12 protein-coding genes are annotated in these 17910 nt (G+C 68.3%); 8 read left to right on the plus strand and 4 right to left on the minus strand.

From position 1 onward, the window contains the following. Positions 1-96: 96 nt before the first annotated feature. From ABDV78_RS02915 to ABDV78_RS02925, 3 genes are all read left to right on the plus strand, one after another. Complete coding sequence (locus tag ABDV78_RS02915) at positions 97-567, plus strand: PDZ domain-containing protein (RefSeq protein WP_343525689.1); 471 nt, start codon at positions 97-99, stop codon at positions 565-567. Then, on the plus strand, positions 536-1225 hold the full coding sequence (locus ABDV78_RS02920) for a response regulator transcription factor (protein WP_343525690.1): 690 nt from the start codon (positions 536-538) through the stop codon (positions 1223-1225). The genes ABDV78_RS02915 and ABDV78_RS02920 overlap by 32 nt, the downstream gene beginning before the upstream one ends. Positions 1226-1302: 77 nt before the next feature. Then, positions 1303-2559 (plus strand): HAMP domain-containing sensor histidine kinase, encoded by a 1257-nt coding sequence (locus tag ABDV78_RS02925; RefSeq protein ID WP_343525691.1) that lies wholly within the window; start codon positions 1303-1305, stop codon positions 2557-2559. Positions 2560-2611: 52 nt separating this feature from the next. Here ABDV78_RS02925 and ABDV78_RS02930 read toward each other — a convergent pair whose 3' ends face one another. Next, a complete protein-coding gene (locus tag ABDV78_RS02930) occupies positions 2612-5914 on the minus strand; it encodes a glycosyltransferase (RefSeq protein WP_343525692.1) in 3303 nt (1100 codons plus the stop codon). Between the two features lie 193 nt (positions 5915-6107). On the opposite strand from ABDV78_RS02930, the gene ABDV78_RS02935 reads away from it, so the two are divergent. After that, entirely contained in the window at positions 6108-6965 is an 858-nt protein-coding gene (locus ABDV78_RS02935) for an AcvB/VirJ family lysyl-phosphatidylglycerol hydrolase (RefSeq protein WP_343525693.1), read from the plus strand. Here ABDV78_RS02935 and ABDV78_RS02940 read toward each other — a convergent pair. Further along, positions 6890-8563, minus strand: a complete 1674-nt coding sequence (locus ABDV78_RS02940) for an alkaline phosphatase D family protein (protein WP_343525694.1) — start codon at positions 8561-8563, stop codon at positions 6890-6892. The genes ABDV78_RS02935 and ABDV78_RS02940 overlap by 76 nt on opposite strands. A gap of 202 nt (positions 8564-8765) precedes the next feature. Between ABDV78_RS02940 and ABDV78_RS02945 the strand changes: the two genes are divergently transcribed. Beyond that, positions 8766-11189, plus strand: coding sequence for a TonB-dependent receptor (locus tag ABDV78_RS02945; RefSeq protein WP_343525695.1), 2424 nt, complete (start codon positions 8766-8768; stop codon positions 11187-11189). A 115-nt stretch (positions 11190-11304) separates the two neighbouring features. After that, a complete protein-coding gene (locus tag ABDV78_RS02950; protein ID WP_343525696.1) occupies positions 11305-12237 on the plus strand; it encodes a cell wall hydrolase in 933 nt (310 codons plus the stop codon). Between the two features lie 22 nt (positions 12238-12259). On the opposite strand, the gene ABDV78_RS02955 is transcribed toward ABDV78_RS02950, so the two are convergent. Both ABDV78_RS02955 and ABDV78_RS02960 read right to left on the minus strand, forming a co-directional pair. Beyond that, on the minus strand, positions 12260-12955 hold the full coding sequence (locus ABDV78_RS02955) for an HAD family hydrolase (RefSeq protein WP_343525697.1): 696 nt from the start codon (positions 12953-12955) through the stop codon (positions 12260-12262). 85 nt (positions 12956-13040) lie between these two features. Beyond that, positions 13041-15608, minus strand: coding sequence for a PAS domain-containing protein (locus tag ABDV78_RS02960; RefSeq protein ID WP_343525698.1), 2568 nt, complete (start codon positions 15606-15608; stop codon positions 13041-13043). A gap of 162 nt (positions 15609-15770) precedes the next feature. Here ABDV78_RS02960 and ABDV78_RS02965 point away from each other — a divergent pair, with 162 nt between their 5' ends. Beyond that, entirely contained in the window at positions 15771-16253 is a 483-nt protein-coding gene (locus tag ABDV78_RS02965) for a hypothetical protein (RefSeq protein WP_343525699.1), read from the plus strand. Between the two features lie 212 nt (positions 16254-16465). Then, positions 16466-17878 (plus strand): PepSY domain-containing protein, encoded by a 1413-nt coding sequence (locus ABDV78_RS02970; RefSeq protein ID WP_343525700.1) that lies wholly within the window; start codon positions 16466-16468, stop codon positions 17876-17878. Positions 17879-17910: the final 32 nt, after the last annotated feature.

Genomic DNA, 17910 nt, shown 5'->3' on the forward strand with positions numbered 1-17910 from the left:
ACGCCCACCCTTCCCTCAGATGACCCGGCTTATAGCGACAAGGGTGACGGAATCGACCAATAGCGCGGCAGAAGGAGCCATGAAGAAGGGACGGCCATGCGGCTGTCACGCGGGCCGTCCTGCGGACGATATCGCGCCATGAAGGGGTTGCGGATCGTGGGCTGGGGCGCGGGTGTGGCCGCGCTGGCCGGTGGGGCCGCGTTGGCGCTGCTGGTCGGCCATATGCCGCTGCACGCCGGAACCCACCCCTCCCGGTCGCTCTATGGCGCGACCTTCGCGCCCGCCGCCGACGATCGCACGGGGCTTGTCGTCACCAGCCTGCGCAGCGATGTCCGGGATGACGGCGTCGCCATGGTGAAACCGCCCCTTCATGTCGGTGACACCGTCCTGGCCATCAACGACCGGCCCGCCACGTCCTTCGCCTTGCTGCGGGAGGCGGTCGCCCGCCACGATCCCTCGCCCGTCCGCCTGCGCGTCGCGCGCGAGCATGGTTTCCTCACGATCACGCTGCTAAGGAGCGGTTCGGGAGGACTGCGTGGCCAACAGGATTTTGTTGATCGAAGATGATCGCTCGACGGCGGATTACATCGCCAACGGGCTTCGGGAAGAAGGTTTCCTGATCGATCATGCGGGCAATGGGCGCGACGGACTTTTCCACGCGACCGACGGCACTTATGATTGCATCATCCTGGACCGGATGCTGCCGGGCATGGACGGCATGTCGGTGCTGGCCGCGATCCGCGCCGCCGGGATCGAATCGCCGGTGCTGATCCTGTCCGCCTTGTCTTCGCCCGAGGATCGGGTGGCGGGCCTGACGTCCGGCTCGGACGATTATCTGGCCAAGCCGTTCGTCTTCGCCGAATTGCTGGCGCGCGTCCGCCTGTTGATCCGGCGCGGGAGCACCTCCGGCAACGCGCCGCAGACCAAGCTGGTGTGCGACGATCTGGAAATGGACCTGCTGGCCCACCGGGTCCGCCGGGCGGGCAAGCCGATCGACCTGCAACCGCGCGAATATCGCCTGCTGGAATATCTGCTCCAGCATGTCGACCAGGTCGTCACGCGCACCATGTTGCTGGAAGGGGTGTGGGATTTCCATTTCGACCCCAATACCAACGTGACCGACGTGCATATCAGCCGGTTGCGCAAGAAGATCGACGAGGGCTTCGCCCGACCGCTGCTCCATACGGTGCGCGGCTCGGGCTATAAGCTGGGGGTGGAGAAATAGCGCCGGGCTTCCTCCGCTCGACCACGCTGCGTTTCGCGCTGCTGGTCTTTGCGCTGCAACTGGTCGGCGCGGGGGCAATGGTGGCGACCGTCCGTCATCTGACGCGCGGGGAGATCACCGCGCAGTCGGAGGATGCCGCGCGCGATCTGCGCGACGAACTGGTCGGTGCCTGGCGGGTCGGCGGCGCGGCGGCGGTCCGCGTGGCGGTCGACCGCCGGATGACCACGGACCGTATGCCCCTGTCGGTCATGTTGCTGACCGATGCGCGCGGGCGTTTCGTGACCGGCAATATCGCCGACTGGCCGCCCAATGTCTCCGCGCCCGATGCCGCGACGATCGAGATCTTCCGCATCGGCCATGCCATGCCCGAGCGGATGCGGGTGCTGGCGACCCGCCTGCCCGACGGGTCGCGGCTGCTCGCGGGGCATGTGATCGAAAGCGAACTGCGCGTCGCGCTGGCGATGGAGGAGGCGATGGCCGTCGGCATGGCGGCGGCGATCATCCTGGCCGCGCTCGCCGCCTGGATCGCGGCGCGGATGATCGAGCAGCGGCTGGAGGATACGGTCGCCACCGCCCATGCGGTCGCGGGCGGCGACCTGCATCGCCGGGTCGTGGCCAAGGGCGGCGACGATGCCTTCGACGCGCTGGCGCTGGCGGTCAACGCGATGCTCGACCGGATCGCGCTGCTGATGACCGAGTTGAAGATCGCGACCGATGGCCTGGCGCACGACCTGCGATCGCCGCTGACCCGCCTCCGCGCGACGCTGGAACGGGCGATGGCCGAGACCCAGGACGAGGGTGCGAGGGCATCGGTCGGCCGCGCGCTGGAGGAAGGCGACCGGCTGCTCGCCATGCTCGACACCGCGCTGCGGATCAGCCGGGCCGAGGCGGGACTGGGCCGCGACGCCTTTGTGGAGGCGGATCTGGCCGCGATGGCGCGCGACGTCGCCGATATGTTCGAGCCGCTGGCCGAGGATCGCGGCATGTCCATCCGCGCCGAGGCCCCCGAGACGCTGATCGCGACCGTTCACCGCGAGTTGCTGGGCCAGGCCTTGGCCAATCTGGTCGACAATGCCCTGAAATATGGCGCGGGCCAGGTCCTGGTCCGGGTCGAGCCCGGCCCCGTCGTGACCGTCGCCGATGACGGCCCCGGCATACCCGTCGACCGGCGCGAGGAGGCACTCAAGCGGTTCGGGCGGCTCGACGCGTCACGAACGGGCAGCGGCGCGGGGCTCGGCCTGTCGCTCGCCAGCGCGGTGGCGCATCTTCATGGCGGCACGCTGACGCTCGGGGACCATGGGCCCGGACTGGTGGTGGAGATGCGGCTGGGCTGAGCCCCTCCACCACGCCCTCCTCCCCAGGCCGGGCCTGGGGAGGAACCGGCACTCAGGCCCCGACATTGCCCGTGCGCTCCAGCTTGCCCCAGCCGACGATCCACCCCCCGATCGCCGAGCTGATCGCGCGGATCACCACCCAATACATGATCTGGCGATAGACCAGCCGCTGCGCGACCAGCAGATGCGCCGGATAACGCACCCGATTGCCGTCCAGCCGATAGGCCAGCCAGCCGCACAGCACGTCGACCGAGGTGAAGGCCACCCAATAGGCCGCCATCTGGAAGACGTCGGTGCTCGTCTGGGCCCAGCCATGCTGGGCGACGCGCATCGCCGTTCCGATCACCGACAGGATCAGCGCCAGGTCGATCAGCGGCGAAATGGCCGCAAAGACGATCTGGAACAGCCATGCCTGCGGCAGGCCGATCCGCGCCAGCCCGGCGGGCTTGCCGGTGCGCAGCACCCGACGATGCTTCCACAGGCATTGCAGCGTCCCGAATGCCCAGCGATAGCGCTGCTTGGCCAGCGCCTTGAAGCTCTCGGGCGCCTCGGTCCAGGCGACCGCGCGCGGATCATAGGTGACGCGCCATCCCGCCCGCTGGATCGCGATGGTAAGGTCCTGATCCTCGGCCAGCGTATCCTCTGGATAGCCGCCCACGGCATCCAGCGCGGCGCGCCGCCAAGCGCCGACCGCGCCCGGTACCACCGTCATCGCATCGAAGCCGGCCAGCGCGCGACGTTCGAGATTCTGCGCGGTGATATATTCGACCGCCTGCCAGCGGGTGACCAGGTTGACCCGGTTGCCGACCCGGGCATCGCCCGCCACGGCGCCCAGCCCGGGGTCGGCGAACCAGCGCGCGAGCTTGGCGATCGTATCCGGCTCGAACTGGGTATCGGCGTCCAGCGCGATCACCACCTCGCCGGTCGCGTCCCTGAGCGCCCGGTTGAGCGCCGCCGCCTTGCCGCCATTGGCCAGGGTCAGCAGGGTCACGCGCGGATCGTCCGCGAACGCCTCTCGCACCACGCCGCTGGTCGCATCCTTCGACCCGTCATCCGCGACGATGACCTGCAGGCCGGGATAGTCGCTGGCGAGCACCCGCGCGACCGACTGGACGATCACCCGTTCCTCATTGAAGGCGGGGATGATGACCGAGACGCTGGGCGCATGGTCCGGCGGCACCGGCTTCGACTTGCGGCCCTGGAACCAGGCGAGCCCCGCCATCACCACCGCACGCGCCATGCCCAGTGCGATTGCGAGGTAGAACAGCCACGCCAGGCCGGCCGACAGCATGGCCAGCACGATGAAGATCGCCACATCGGTCCGCACCGCCAGAAGGTCCTTGCCCTCGACGCGCGGCATCGCCTGATCCCGGCTGATCCCGACGAGCTGCGATGCGGGGACGAAGCGATAGCCTTCGGCCTTCAGCGTATCGATGATGCGCGGCAGCGCCTCGACCGTCTGTTCGCGATCACCGCCGCCATCGTGCAACAGGATGATGTTGGCCGAATTGTCTGCGGTCGCGCCATGCACCTGGTCGATCACCTGCTGGACGATCGAATCGGTGCCCGGCCGCTGCCAGTCATTGGGATCGACGTGCAGCCCGACGATCGTATAGCCAAGGCTCTGTGCGATCAGCGCTGGATCGATTTCGTCCGCCGTGGTCGGCTCGGCGTCACCGAAATAGGGCGCGCGGAACAACGTGGTCGAACGGCCGGTATAGGCCTGGATCATCCGCTGCGTCGCGTTCAGCTCCAGCTTGGTGGTACGGTCGCCCGTCGTCGCCAGATTGGGATGGGTATAGGTATGGTTGCCCAGCTCGCTGCCACCCGCCACGATGCGGCGAAGCAGGGCCGGATGCTGGAGCGCATTCTCGCCGATGACGAAGAAGGTCGCGGGCACATGCTCGCGCTCCAGAACGTCGAGGATCGGCGGCGTCCATGTCGGATCGGGCCCGTCGTCGAAGGTCAGCGCCAGCGTCTTCGGAACGGCGCCCGCGCGCTGCACGACATAAGGGGTCGGATAGGCCTGATAGACCTCGTCGCGAATGATGCCGTCCTTGTCGTAACGAACGGTGCGGCGGCCATCGCTAGGCTGCGCGGTGATGCGCAGGATCTCGCCCGTCCCTTCGACATCGACATTCAACGGCGAGGCGATGACACCCAGCCTGGGCACCACGCCGCGCGCATTGCTGCGAAAGGCGGCGAAGTCTGCCCACAGGCCCGGATCTTCCGATCCCAATTGCCAGAAGGCGACATCATCGACCCCCAGCCGCTTGAGCGCCTGGAGCTGGTTCCAGCTCGATGCGGCATCGAGCATCCAGACGGTGTGATGCTCGCCATTCTCGTCATAGGCGAAACCGGAATTGCCGCTCGCGGGGTCGAAGGCGACCTTCGTCTGGCTGTCATGCGCGATCAGCCAGGCCTCTTCGATCGACTTGGATTCGGCCGGGCCCTTGGCGGGCCAGTCATAGCCATAGCTGCCCAGTGCGACGATCAGCTTGTCGCGACCGACCTCGCGCAGCGCCTTTTGCGACGATTGCAGGAACCAGGGCTGCGCCGCGATCGGGCCAGGGGCGCCGCTTTGCCAATGCTGGTCATAGGCCATTAGGATGATGCGATCGACCACCTTGGCCAGTCGCGCCAACTGCCACGCGTCGTCCTCCGCCGGCACCGTGACGGCCAGCACCGTTCCCTTGGGCAGATGCGCCTTGATCCGTTGCAGCAAGCGGGGATAGCCCGCCATCGCCCCGGCGGGCAGGTTCTCGAAATCGACGACCAGCCCCGATTGGCGATTGGCCGTCACCGACTGGCCGAGCTGAGTGGCCAGCTTTTCGGACGCCGCCGGGCTGGCGATGACCCGTGCGATCGCCTGGCCATCCCACTCGTCCGCGGTCAGGTTCTGGACCATCGGCAGGAGGCGGGGAGGCTTGGCGGCACGCGAGAGCAGGCTGGCCAGCTTGGGATCGTTGCTGATCGTCAGTTCGGCATTGGCCCCGGCGACGTTCATCAGTCCGGGAACCAGCCAGTCGATCTGGCCCATATGCGCGCGAAGCGACGACAGCGCGGAGTCGTTGCCCGGGGTGTAGAAGGCGATGGTCAACGGGCTATGCTGCTGCGCGACCGCACGGCGCGGCAGCCATTCGCCGCGCCGCCCCTTCAGTTGTGCGGTCGGCTCCAGCGTCATCGGCTGACGCCGCGCGAAGGGCAGCGGCAGGACGCCCGAACTGGGCACCGCGACCAGCGTGGTCGCAAAGGCGATCGCAGCCACCACGACCGACAGGATCAGGGCGGCCACCGCGCGCCGCGCCCAGGCGCTCCGCCGTCCGGTCGGATCAAAGAAGATCGGCTTGGTCACTGTGTCGATTCCCGGTTCCATACTGACGCGATGCGGTTGCCGCCCCCCGGCGGTCGCACGCTGTCATCGATCCGCCGATGGCAGAAGTCGCGCATAGAGGGGGTGATCGTAACATTACAGATTTTTCACGCGCCGGTCGCGCCGCCACCCATCATCGCATGGCAAGTAGCGGCATCGCACCTTAGGACAGGACATGCCCGCTTTTCTCGCCCGCCTCGGCCGCCACCGCCTCCCAATTCTTGGCGGATTGGCGGCGCTGCTCCTCGCGGCCGCCGCTATCCTTCTCTATTCCGGCGACTATTTCGCGCGAGACCCGATCACCCGCTTTCCCGCGCAGGGGCGGGCCCAACCCATTCTGGTCCTGTCCTTTTCGGGGGACATGGGGCTCCGCTACGGCATGGGCGGAGTCATCGCCCGGCATCTCAGCGCGGCGGGCATCCCTGTGATCGGCGTCAATTCGCCGGTCCTGTTCCGCATCCGCCGCACGCGCGACCAGGTCGATGCGGTCATCGCCGACCATGTCCGGCGCGCGGCGGCGGAGGCGGGTGAGCGGCGACTGGTGCTGATCGGCCAGTCCTATGGCGCGGACATGCTCCAGACCGGACTGGCGCGCCTGCCGGCCGATCTGCGCGCGCGGGTGGCCGCGATCGTGCTGGTCGTGCCGGGGGATACCGCCTTCTTCCGCTCCGATCCCAGCGGCCTCGCCTATATGGGCAAGCCCGACAGCCTGGGCCTCACGACCGCGCGGACGATCGACTGGGCACCCCTGACCTGCATCTACGGCCTCGACGAGAAGGACAGCCTGTGCCCCCTGCTCAAGAACGGCCACGCGCAGGTGGTCGGCCTGCCGGGCGGCCATTACCTCAACCATGACGACACCGCGCTGGTCGCACGCGTCATGGCGGCGGTGCGAGGCGCGCCCTCCCCCGCCCCCGCCCGGACGGCGACGGAGGCGGAAGCGGCGCGCCCGGAGCGTCAGGCGGTGACCGGCGCGATCGGTCCCGTTTCCCCGGCGCGTGTCGCCCAGGTCGCGGCGCATCCTTCCGCATAGGGCTTGGCCATGACGGTCGATACGGTCATGAACCGGGCGGTCGCCGCCTCCCGCGTCAAGGTCAGGAGCAAATAGCCCTTGGCATCCTGATCGCAGAAGCGGACCACCTTGGGATTGGCCGCCGCGATCTCACGCCCGATACCCGGCATCAGCGCGCCCCAGGAGGGGCTGGTGATCGCGGTGCCCCCGAATTCGGCCGCGACCAGCGTGCCGTTCGCGTCGTACAGGTCGTTGGCCCAGGCGGCATGGCTGTCGCCCGACACCACGACCGGTCGGCTCCCCGCGCGTCGGAACGCGGCATAGAGCCGCTCGCGCGCCGCCGGATAGCCGTCCCAACTGTCGAAATTGAGCGGCAGCCCCGCCCGGTAAGAGGCCTGCGCAGCCGCCAGTTGCGTGCGGGTCGGCGCGGACAGCGGCGCGACCAGCTTGGCATAGCCGTCCGCCCCCATCTGCTTTTCCAGGTCCGGGCCGTCGATCCGCGCCATCACCACCTGATTGCCGATCACCTGCCATGGCGTGCCCGCCTTGACCGATCGGGTCAGCACCTGCTCGATCCAGTGCAACTGGCCCGCACCCAGCAACTCCCGCTCAGGCCGCGCGCGCTCCGCCATCATCGCGGCATATTCGGACGGCTCGGGCGCGCCGCCCTTGGCGGCGACCTGCTTGGACCGGGCGAGCAGCCGCGTCTCCAGCATGACGAGCGTCGCCAGGTCACCGAAATCGAAACTGCGATTGATCGCTTCCCAGGGCTGGCCGGGCCGGGGATCGCGGATCGGCATCCATTCGAAATAGGCCTGCATCGCGGCCGCCTTTCGCTTGGACCAGTCGCCTTCGGTTCGGGGATCGTGATTTTCCGCGCCGCCGATCCAGTCGTCATTGGCGACCTCATGATCGTCCCAGACGCAGATGAACGCTGCCCTGGCATGGGCGGCCTGCATGTCGGGATCGCGCTTCACCTGCGCGTGGCGTCGGCGATAATCGTCGAGCGTGACGATCTCGTGCGCCGGCTCGGGCAGCCGGTTCAGCTTGCGCCCGATCTCCGTACCATATCCGTCCGCGCCATATTCATAGATATAGTCGCCCAGATGCACGACGGCATCCAGCCGCTCGGTCCGCGCGATCGCGTCATAGGCATTATAGAGGCCGCCGGGATAAAGCTGGCACGACACGACGGCGAACACCGCGTCCTCGATCCGCCCGCGCGGCAGGGTGCGGAAACGCCCTTCCGCCGAACGAACGCCCCCCGCCCCCTCGAACCAGTAACGATATTCGACCCCTGGGCGCAGGCCGGCCACCTCGACCTTGGCGGTGAAGTCGCGCGCCGCCCGCGCGGACAGGCTGCCGGTACGCAAGCCAACCACATCCCCGCCGCCGATCGGCGCGACATGCCAGGTCAGCGGAACATCGCCCGCCCCGTCCGCCTCCGCCGGGGTGGCGCGGGTCCACAGGATCGCGCCATCGGGCGCGGGATCGCCGCTGGCAACACCGTGGTCGAAGCGGATCGCCCCCTTGGCGGCCTCGGCCATCCCGGCGGGCAGGCTGAGCGCGGCCCCGCTGCCCATCAGGGCGATGGCGCGGCGGCGGTTCATCATGGTCATCGTGTCTGTCCTTTCGGCGCGCACGCCTAGCCACCAGCCGCGACAATGCGATGGCGCGTCCATGACGGTTCCGCGACACATGCCCCCCTCACGCACGGCAAGGCGCTGGCCTCGCCCCTTTTTTGCGGCATTCGGAACATGATCTGGTAACATCTCTTCGCTAGGGGGCCGCGCTTACAAGGATCACCGGGGGGTTTCGGGAATGACTTCGATCGTGCGCCGCTGGGCGGTGGCGACGCTGATGGCTGGCTTGTCGCAGGGCGCCTTCATTCCGCCGGCATCCGCGCAGGCGATGGTCCCGGCGCAGGACGACGAGGATCATCGGGCCGACGTCATCGTCACCGCGCAGAAGCGTGAACAGCGGATCGAGGATGTGCCGCTGACCGTCTCCGCGATCTCGGGCGCGCGCATGGCGGACCTGGGCGTCAACTCGCTGTCCGAAGTGGCGCAATATATCCCCGGCCTGCAAATCCAGGAGCAGAGCGCGAACAGCCCCGGCTTCGTGATCCGGGGCATCACCTCGGACTCCGGCTCGGCGCAGCAGGGCGCGCGCGTGACCGTCTATTACAACGGCATCGACACCAGCCGGAAACAGGGCGCCTATCAGGACCTGTACGACATCGAGCGGATCGAGGTCGCCAAGGGTCCGCAGGCGACCCTGTTCGGCACCGCCGCCGCCGTGGGCGCGATCAGCATCATCTCCGCCCGCCCGCACGCCGGGACCGAGGGCGGCATCCTCGCCTCCTATGGCAATTTCAATCGGACCCAGGTGTCGGGCTATTGGAACGCGGGCAACGACACGCTCGCGGGCCGCATCGCCTTCGCGTACAAATATCGCGACGGCTATGTCCGCAACATCGCGGGGGATCCGAACGTCCCCAACCAGAATCAGGGCCGGGTCGACCAGGACGACCTCAACGGGCAGGACCAGCGCGGTGTCCGCGGGTCGCTGCGCTGGACGCCCAATTCCTCGGTCACCGCCGACCTGATCCTGACCTATGACGGACAGCGCAATCCCGGCACCGCGTTCAAGAGCCGCGTCTTCGCCCCCACCGGCGGGCAAACCGGCGACTATGGCTATGCCGAACTGTCGGGTTCGCCCTATTCCGCCGAGGTGCTGGGGCGGCGCAAGCTGGGCCTGACCCGCAATGTCTATGACGCGAACCTGACGGTCGCCGTGGATGTCGCGCCGGGCATCACCTTCACCACCGTCAACGGCTATCGCCGGTTCGACGCGCTGGAAATCTTCGACGCGGACGGCGGCCCGGCCTGGTATCTGGAGTTCGGCGAAGACGCGCGCGGCGACCAGTGGAGCCATGAAAGCCGTTTCGCCTTCGAGGGCGCGCAGTATCGCGCATCCTTCGGCTGGAACGCCTTTTTCGAAAATGGCGAGCAGCGCGTACCCTTCTCGACCGAGGAGGGCACCTATCTCGCCTGTTCGACCGCATCGGACTTCGCGCCCATTCGCCGGATCCTGGGCGCGGCGGGAATTCCGACCGGCACCGCCTGCGTCGCGCCCAACGGCACCATCCCGGGCGCGCGGGCGACCGCGATCCTGTCACGCGGCGCGCTAAACGTGGTGCCCTACAGCGCCAGCTTCACCAATAGCGGCCGCAACACCACCTATTCGGTCTTCGCCGACGCCACCTGGATTCCGGCCGCCGCCCTGGAACTGACGGCGGGCGCGCGCCTCCTGATCGAGGATCGCCATTCGGGCTATAGCGCGGTCATGCCCGACAGCCGTTTGCTCGCGGGGGCCGGGCTGTTCACCAGCCTGTTGGGCGGGGCCAATACCAACGGCCAAGTGTTCGAGGCGCAGCGCAGCTATGCCGCGATCCTGCCGCGCTTCAACGCGCTCTATCATCTGGGCGGCGACGTGAACCTCTATGCGACGATCAGCAAGGGCCGCCGCTCGCCGGTGGTCCAGCTCGACGCGCAGCGGATCGTGCCGCTGACCGTCGCCAATTCGGGCGCAGTGCCCCGGCTCCAGATCGTGCCGGAGGAAGATGTCTGGAATTATGAAACCGGCATCAAGGGGCGTATCGGCGCCTTCACCGGCGCGGCCTCGGTCTTCTATCAACGCTATCGCGGTTTCCAGGTCTCGACATTCGAGAATGGGCTCGCGGTGACGCGCAGCGCGGGCTCGGCCAATAATGTCGGGGTCGAGCTGGAAGGCAATCTGGCGCTGCATCGCTGGCTCAGCCTGTTCGGGACCTTCGCCTATATCGATGGCGGCATCGCGAACGACCCGGCCAATGGCGTCTATGCGGGCAATCGCTTCCGGCTCCAACCCGACACGACCGCCTCGGCCGGTGCGACCCTGAGGGTGCCGGTCGGGTCGTCGGCGACCTTCTATGCGACACCCAGCGCCACCTATCGCTCGAAAGTGTATTTCGAGCTGCCCAACAGCGAGGCGATCTCGCAGACCGGCTATATGCTCGTCAATCTGCGGGCCGGGGTGGAGTTTGGCGAAGGCGGTCGTTTCCATGTCGGTGGGTTCGTGCGCAACCTGACCGACAAGCATTATCTGATCGACGCGGGCAATACCGGGGCCACGTTCGGCACACCGACCTATATCGCGGGCGAACCGCGCTTCTACGGCCTGGAACTGGGCGCACGCTTGTGATGCCGCGGCGGGCGCGCGCCCTGATGGATACGTCCGTTTTCGGCTACTTAACCGCTTCCTAACCCTGCCGGACCTAGATTCGCGTGGTGGACAACGGGGTCGGGAAGCGGACAAGGTGCATCGCTGGTTGATATTGGTCGCGACGCTCATGCTCGCGACCTCGTGCACGCCGACCCGGCGCACGGCCGCGCATCTGACGATGGACGTGCCGCCACCGACCGCGCGGACGCTGTTACGCCAGCTCGCGCTCGACGTGCCCGACACCGATCTGCCCGCCACCCTGGGCAGCGACACGCGGATCGAAATGGCGGCCGCCCCGGCCTTCAACGGCATCGCCCGGAGCGCGACCGACGCCGCGCGCGCCGCCCAATGCCTGACCGCCGCCATTTACTACGAGGCGCGGTCCGAGCCGATCGATGGCCAGCGGGCGGTCGCGCAGGTCGTCCTGAACCGCGTGCGCGACCGCGCCTTTCCCAAGAGTATCTGCGGCGTCGTCTATCAGGGGGCCGAGCGGCAGACCGGTTGCCAGTTCAGCTTCACCTGCGATGGATCGTTGAACCACCCGCGCGATCCCGCCGCCTGGGCGCGCGCCGCGGCGGTGGCGCAGGCCGCGCTTGCCGGCATGGTCTATGCCCCGGTCGGCGCCGCGACCTTCTATCACGCCAATTACGTCCTGCCCTGGTGGGCCCCCAGCCTGAGCCGGATCGGCGCGATCGGCACCCACATCTTCTATCGCTGGCGCGGGGCGCTGGAGCGCGATCTGTCCTTCCGTCAGGATTATGCCGGGGTGGAACCGAACATCCCGGTCCGCGCCGCCGCGATGACCGACGCGCTGGCGGCAACGATGCCCGAGACGATGAACGGCGTCGTCATCCATCGCGGCGAGCAGAGTGCGGCTCCCAATCCAGAGGCCCCCACCGCCCCCGCTCCCCCCTCCGGCCACCCCGTCGTCACGGCGGGCGTCCGCGTTCATCGCAACGGCTTTTCCCATGACGGCCCCGATCCCGCGCAAGGCGTGATCGTCGGCGAGGAAAGCGATCCGAGCTAGGATTCTGGCCCGGGCTGGCCGCTCACCCGATGGCGTCGATCCAGCCGGGCAGGTCGCCCAGCCGGGTCAGTTGCCGGAAACGCGGATGATCGACCGGCACCTCGCCCGCCTCGTGGCTCCAGGCCAGCGGCTGCGGGATATAGGCCGCCCAGCCACCGGCCTTGAGCACCGGCAGGATATCGGAGCGCATCGAATCCCCCGCCATCACCGCCGCCTCGGGCGCGACGCCGTGGCGATCGAAGATGCGGGCGAAGGTGTCGGGCGTCTTGTCGCTGACGATCGCGACATCGGCGAAACAGGACCCCAGCCCTGACGCCGCCAGCTTCGCCTCCTGATGCAGCAGGTCGCCCTTGGTCACCAGCACCAGCCGTCCACGCTGCGCCAGCGCCGCCATGGTCTCGGCGATGCCGTCGAGCAATTCGACCGGATGCCCCAGCAATTGCCGCCCCGCCTCCAGCAGCCGCGCGATCAGGTCGGTCGGCAGGGTCGGCCCGGCCAGTTCCACCGCCGTCTCGATCATCGACAGGGTAAAGCCCTTGGCGCCGTATCCATAGAGCCGCAGATTGCGCGCCTCGCACGCCTCCAGCGTGGCCCGTGCCACCCGCGCCTCGGCAAAAGGGGCGAGCAGGCCGATCAACGCCTCCTCGGTCTCGGCGAAGTGCCGCATATTGTGCCAGAGCGTGTCGTCCGCATCGAGGCAGATGAGTTCGATCGCCATTGCCGTTCCTCCCGTCAGACGCGGGGCTTCCATCACGATTCACCGGCGATGCGCAACCCCGGACAGCCAGGGAACGCCGCGCCGGTCAGGAGCGGCGTCGTTCGTATCGCCGCGCGCTCGCGCCCATCGCCGTCTGGATTCCCGTCACCAGCGCGTCCACCGTAAAGGGCTTGGTCAGCAACCGCATGCCCGGCGACAGGTGCCCGCTGTTCAAAACCGCATTCTCCGCATAGCCCGTGATGAACATCACGTTCAGGCCGGGGCGGACTTCCCGGCCCGCCTCGGCCATCTGGCGGCCGTTCATGCCGCCGGGCAGGCCGACATCGGTGACCAGCAGGTCGATCCGACGATCCGACCGCAGCATCGCCAGCCCGGCCGCGCTGTCCGCCGCCTCGACCACCTGATACCCCATGTCGCGCAGCACATCGACGATCATCAGCCGGACGGTGGCCTCGTCATCCACGACCAGGACCGTCTCGCCCGCCCCGCTCGGGCTGTCCGGCGCCGCTGCCCGAACCGGCGCATCCTGGTCGACGGGACCATGATGGCGGGGCAGATAGAGATAGACGGTCGTCCCCTCGCCCGGCGTCGAGCGGATGCGCACCTGCCCGCCCGATTGCTTGGCAAAGCCGTAGATCATGCTGAGGCCCAGGCCCGTACCCTGCCCCAGCGGCTTGGTGGTGAAGAAGGGATCGAACGCCTTTTCGATCACGTCGGGGGTCATTCCGGTGCCGGTATCGGTGACGCACAGCGCCAGATACTCGCCATCCGGGATGCCGTCGAAGCGCGCAAGGTCGCCCTCCAGCCGGCGATTGACCATCTCGATCGTGATCCGCCCGCCATCGGGCATCGCGTCACGCGCGTTGATGCACAGGTTCAGCAGCGCGTTTTCAAGCTGCGGCGCATCGACCAGCACGGCCCACAGGTCATCGGCGCCGTGCGTCTCCAGCGTGATACCGGGGCCGACCGTGCGGCGGATCAGGTCGGCCATGCCCGCGACCAGCGCGACGATGTCGGTCGGACGGGGGGCCAGTGTCTGGCGCCGCGAAAAGGCGAGCAGCCGGTGGGTCAGCGCCGCCGCACGCCGGGTCGCGCCCTGCGCCGCATCCATATAACGGTCGATATCCGCCGCCCGCCCCTGCGCCAGCCGCATCGCCATCAGTTCGAGCGAACCGGAAATCCCGGCCAGCAGATTGTTGAAGTCATGCGCCAGTCCGCCGGTCAACTGCCCCACCGCCTCCATCTTCTGCGACTGGCGCAGCGCCTCCTCGGCGCGCATCAGCTCAGCGGTGCGATCGGCGACCCGCTGTTCGAGCTGGTCGGTCAATGCGCGCAGTTCGGCGATGGCGCTGTCGCGCTCGGCCTCCAGCGCACGCCGGCCGCCGACATCGATCAAAACGCCGGGAAAGTGCAACGGCGTGCCGTCGGGGGCATGGTCGACCCGTCCGTTCGCCTCCAGCCAATGATATTGGCCGTCATGTCGCCGGACCCGATATTGATGCGCATAGGCGCCACCGCGCGCGATCGCCTCGTCGATCGCCTCGGCCAGCGCGGCGCGGTCGTCCGGGTGCACCGTCGCGACCACCTGCGCCAGGCTCAACCCGTCATGACCCAGCGCCGGGTCCAGCCCGAAGGTGCGCGCGAACGCCTCGTCCACGGTGAAGCGGTCGGTGGGCAGGTCCCAGAACCACGTCCCGATGATCGCGCCCGCCGCCAGGGCCAGTTGCACCCGCTCGGCATTAAACCGCGCGCGGGCCTCGCTCTCGCGCAGCCGCTGCTCGACCTCCACGCGCTCGGTAATGTCAAAGCTCACGCCCGGAAAGCGCACGCAGCGCCCTTCCGCATCCGGGATGCAACGGCCCCGCGCGGAAACCCAGTGGATCGTTCCATCGCCTTGGATCAGGCGATATTCGGACACGAACCGGCCGGGCTTGTCCGGTCCGGTATCCTTCATCGCGGCGGCGACCTCCGCCGCCACCCTTTCCCGATCCTCGGGGTGGATGCCCTGGAAGAACTCCACGATCGGCATTCCCGCTTCCGCCGCCGCCGGATCGACCCCGTACATCGCGGCAAAACGCCTGTCCGAGCGGACCGAGTCGCTGATCACGTCCCAGTCCCACATCCCGACATGCGCGCCCGAACTCAGCGCCAGTTCGAGTCGCTCATCCGCCTCCTGCTGCCGCCGCTCGGCCAGCACGCGCGCGGTCGTTTCTCCGGTGACGCAGACCATGCCCGCGACCCGCCCCGCATCGTCGAACACCGGCGAGTAGGAGAAGGTCCAGTAGCTTTCCTCGGGCCGGCCGTTCCGCGCCAGGTCGAGCCGCATGTCGGTAACCTGCGCGACATCCCCCGAAAGGGCCTTGTCGACCAGCGGCTCGATGTCGTCCCAGATGCTGGCCCACAGGATGCGAAAGGGCGTGCCCATCGCGGTTTCCGCGCGATAGCCCAACATGGGGCGATAGGCATCGTTGTAGAAGGAGATCAGGTCCGGTCCCCAGGCCATGTACATCGGCACCGGACAGGCGAGCATCGTCGCCAACTGGCACTTCAGCGCGGCGGGCCATCCCTCCGGTGCGCCCAGCGCGGTCGCGGACCAGTCCAGCGCGGCGATCTCCGCCGCCACCTGGCCTGAAATGCCGTTCAAAAATGCCAAAGCGGGGGATTTCGCCATTCTTCCAGTCTGCAACGGACGAGCAGCCCGCAAGACAGGGCGTCGTATCATCTGATATAGAGGCAAGATAGCAATGCGGCCATTCCGGTCCAGTGATTTAGGAAGCGATCGACGCAAACTTAACCGGTCACGGTGATCGTCAGGGTGACACAGCAGGCCCGGTCCGTTACCCCGGCTCGCGTGACGGCGATCCGCAGCCTGTTCGCGCAACGCCATCTGGCCGTGTTCCTGTGCGCGGCGGCGCTGCTGCTCAAGCTGATCGTGCCCAGCGGCTATATGATCGGCGCGACACAGGGGCGGATGGCGATCATCCTCTGCCCGGGATCCACCGTGTCGCGGGTCGCGCCGATGCCCCATGCCAGGATGCATGGCCATGGCTCCGGCCATGATGCCGCCGCGCCACTGCACGAATCGGGCGGTCATCATGGTCGCGAACATGGCGGTACGGAGATGCCCTGCGCCTTTGCCGGGCTATCCACCCCCGCGCTGCCGCCGGTCGACCCGATTCCGTTGGCGCGGCTTGTCATCGCCAACATCGCGTCGGCGACGATGGCGATCGTCCTGGCCCCCAATCTCGCTGCGCCATATCTCCGCCCGCCGCTGCGCGGGCCGCCCGCCCTGTCCTGACCCCCCGCCTTCATCGGGCATCGCGCCGCCGCAATGCCCGCCTGATCCTTGCTCCCCGCATTCCGCATGCCGGGGGCCGGCCGAAAGCGCCCCATGCCCCTGATTTCCTTGACGCCGGAGGCATCGCCTTCGGCCCTGCCGCCCGTCATCTCCTTAGCCACTGTCCGACGGGTCGATCCCGTCCCCGCCCCGGTCCTGCGCGGAGGCCGACCATGACGCCCGCCGCGCAAGCCGCCTTTCACCGGACGATCTGGCGATGGCATTTCTGGGCCGGGTTGCTGGTGGCGCCGGTCCTGCTGGTCCTCAGCCTGACCGGCGCCATCTATCTGTTCGATGACGAGTTGAACGACGCGCTCTACCCGCAATTGCGCGTCGTCGCGGAGCCTGTGCGGACGGTGCCCGTATCGCGGATGATCGCGGCGGCGCTGTCCACCTATCCGGGCACCGCCTCACGCATCGACATGCCCGACCGGGCGGACCGCGCCGCCGTGATCTTCGTGACGCCCGACCGGGGCGAGCCGTTGCGCGTCTCGGTCGACCCCGGCACCGGGCGGGTGCTGGGCGGCGTGGCCTATGACCGGACGCTGGTCGGCTGGGCGGACCTGACCCATCGGTCGATGATGATGGGCCTGTTCGGCGAACGGCTGGTCGAACTGGCGGTCAGTTGGGCGCTGGTGCTGCTCGTCACCGGCGTCATCCTGTGGTGGCCACGTCGCGTCGCGCCGGCTGCGGGTCGCTGGTGGCCGCGTCTTTCGGGGCGCGGGCGACGATTCTGGCGCGACCTGCACGCGCCGATCGGCCTGTGGACCGTCGCGCTGATCGGCTTCCTGATCCTGACGGGCCTGCCCTGGGCCGGGGTAACGGGGCCGCGCCTGCACCGGGCAAGCGAAGCGCTGGGCATCGGCTACCCTGCCTCCTTCCGCCAATATAACATCCCCCATAGCACGCCCATGAAGAGAGCGCTGGGGGATGCCCCCTGGTCGCTGGAGGATGCGCCGATGCCCCGGTCGGCGATGGCGGGAATGGCATCGGGTGGTCATGCGGAACATGGCGATGGCAGCCCGGAGGCGCCCGGAGCCTCCCGCGATCCCGCCGTGATCGCGGGTACGGACCGCGTGGCCCGGATGCTGGCGGAGCGCGGCTGGCCGCGCGGCTATCGCCTGTTCCTCCCCAAGGGCGCGGACGGCGTCTATACCGCCTTCACCTATCCCGGCCGCCCCCAGGGCCAGCGGACCCTCTATGTCGATCGCTACATGCTTAGCCCGGTCGGGGAAGAGGTGCGCTTTGCCCAATATGGCCCCGTCGGCCGGGCGATCGAAATGGGCGTGCAACTGCACATGGGCCGCTATTTCGGACTGGCGAACCAGTTGCTGATGCTGATCCCGTGCGTCGCCATCTGGATCCTGACGATCAGCGGCGTCGCCATGTGGTGGAAACGACGCCCTGCCGGACGGATCGGCGCGCCCGCGCCCCTTTCCGGCGCGCGGGTCGGTGGCCTCATCGCGGCCCTGGTCGTCATGGGCATCGCCCTGCCCCTGTTCGGACTGTCGCTGCTGGCGGTGGCGGCGGCGGACCGGGTGGCGGCACTGGCGGTACGCAAAGCGGCGCCCCAGGGGCCGACATGACGGGGTTCGCGATTAACATGACAGGAACATGA

This window comes from Sphingomonas sp. (genome assembly GCF_039594485.1).
In the GTDB taxonomy this organism is placed as follows: Bacteria; Pseudomonadota; Alphaproteobacteria; order Sphingomonadales; family Sphingomonadaceae; genus Sphingomonas.

Bases quoted from the DNA above. Each gene is read 5' to 3' on its own strand.
- ABDV78_RS02940 (WP_343525694.1), bottom strand. From the start codon at position 8,563: ATGACCATGATGAACCGCCGCCGCGCCATCGCCCTGATGGGCAGCGGG.
- ABDV78_RS02945 (WP_343525695.1), top strand. From the start codon at position 8,766: ATGACTTCGATCGTGCGCCGCTGGGCGGTGGCGACGCTGATGGCTGGC.
- ABDV78_RS02955 (WP_343525697.1), bottom strand. From the start codon at position 12,955: ATGGCGATCGAACTCATCTGCCTCGATGCGGACGACACGCTCTGGCAC.
- ABDV78_RS02925 (WP_343525691.1), top strand. From the start codon at position 1,303: ATGGTGGCGACCGTCCGTCATCTGACGCGCGGGGAGATCACCGCGCAG.
- ABDV78_RS02915 (WP_343525689.1), top strand. From the start codon at position 97: ATGCGGCTGTCACGCGGGCCGTCCTGCGGACGATATCGCGCCATGAAG.
- ABDV78_RS02970 (WP_343525700.1), top strand. From the start codon at position 16,466: ATGACGCCCGCCGCGCAAGCCGCCTTTCACCGGACGATCTGGCGATGG.
- ABDV78_RS02935 (WP_343525693.1), top strand. From the start codon at position 6,108: ATGCCCGCTTTTCTCGCCCGCCTCGGCCGCCACCGCCTCCCAATTCTT.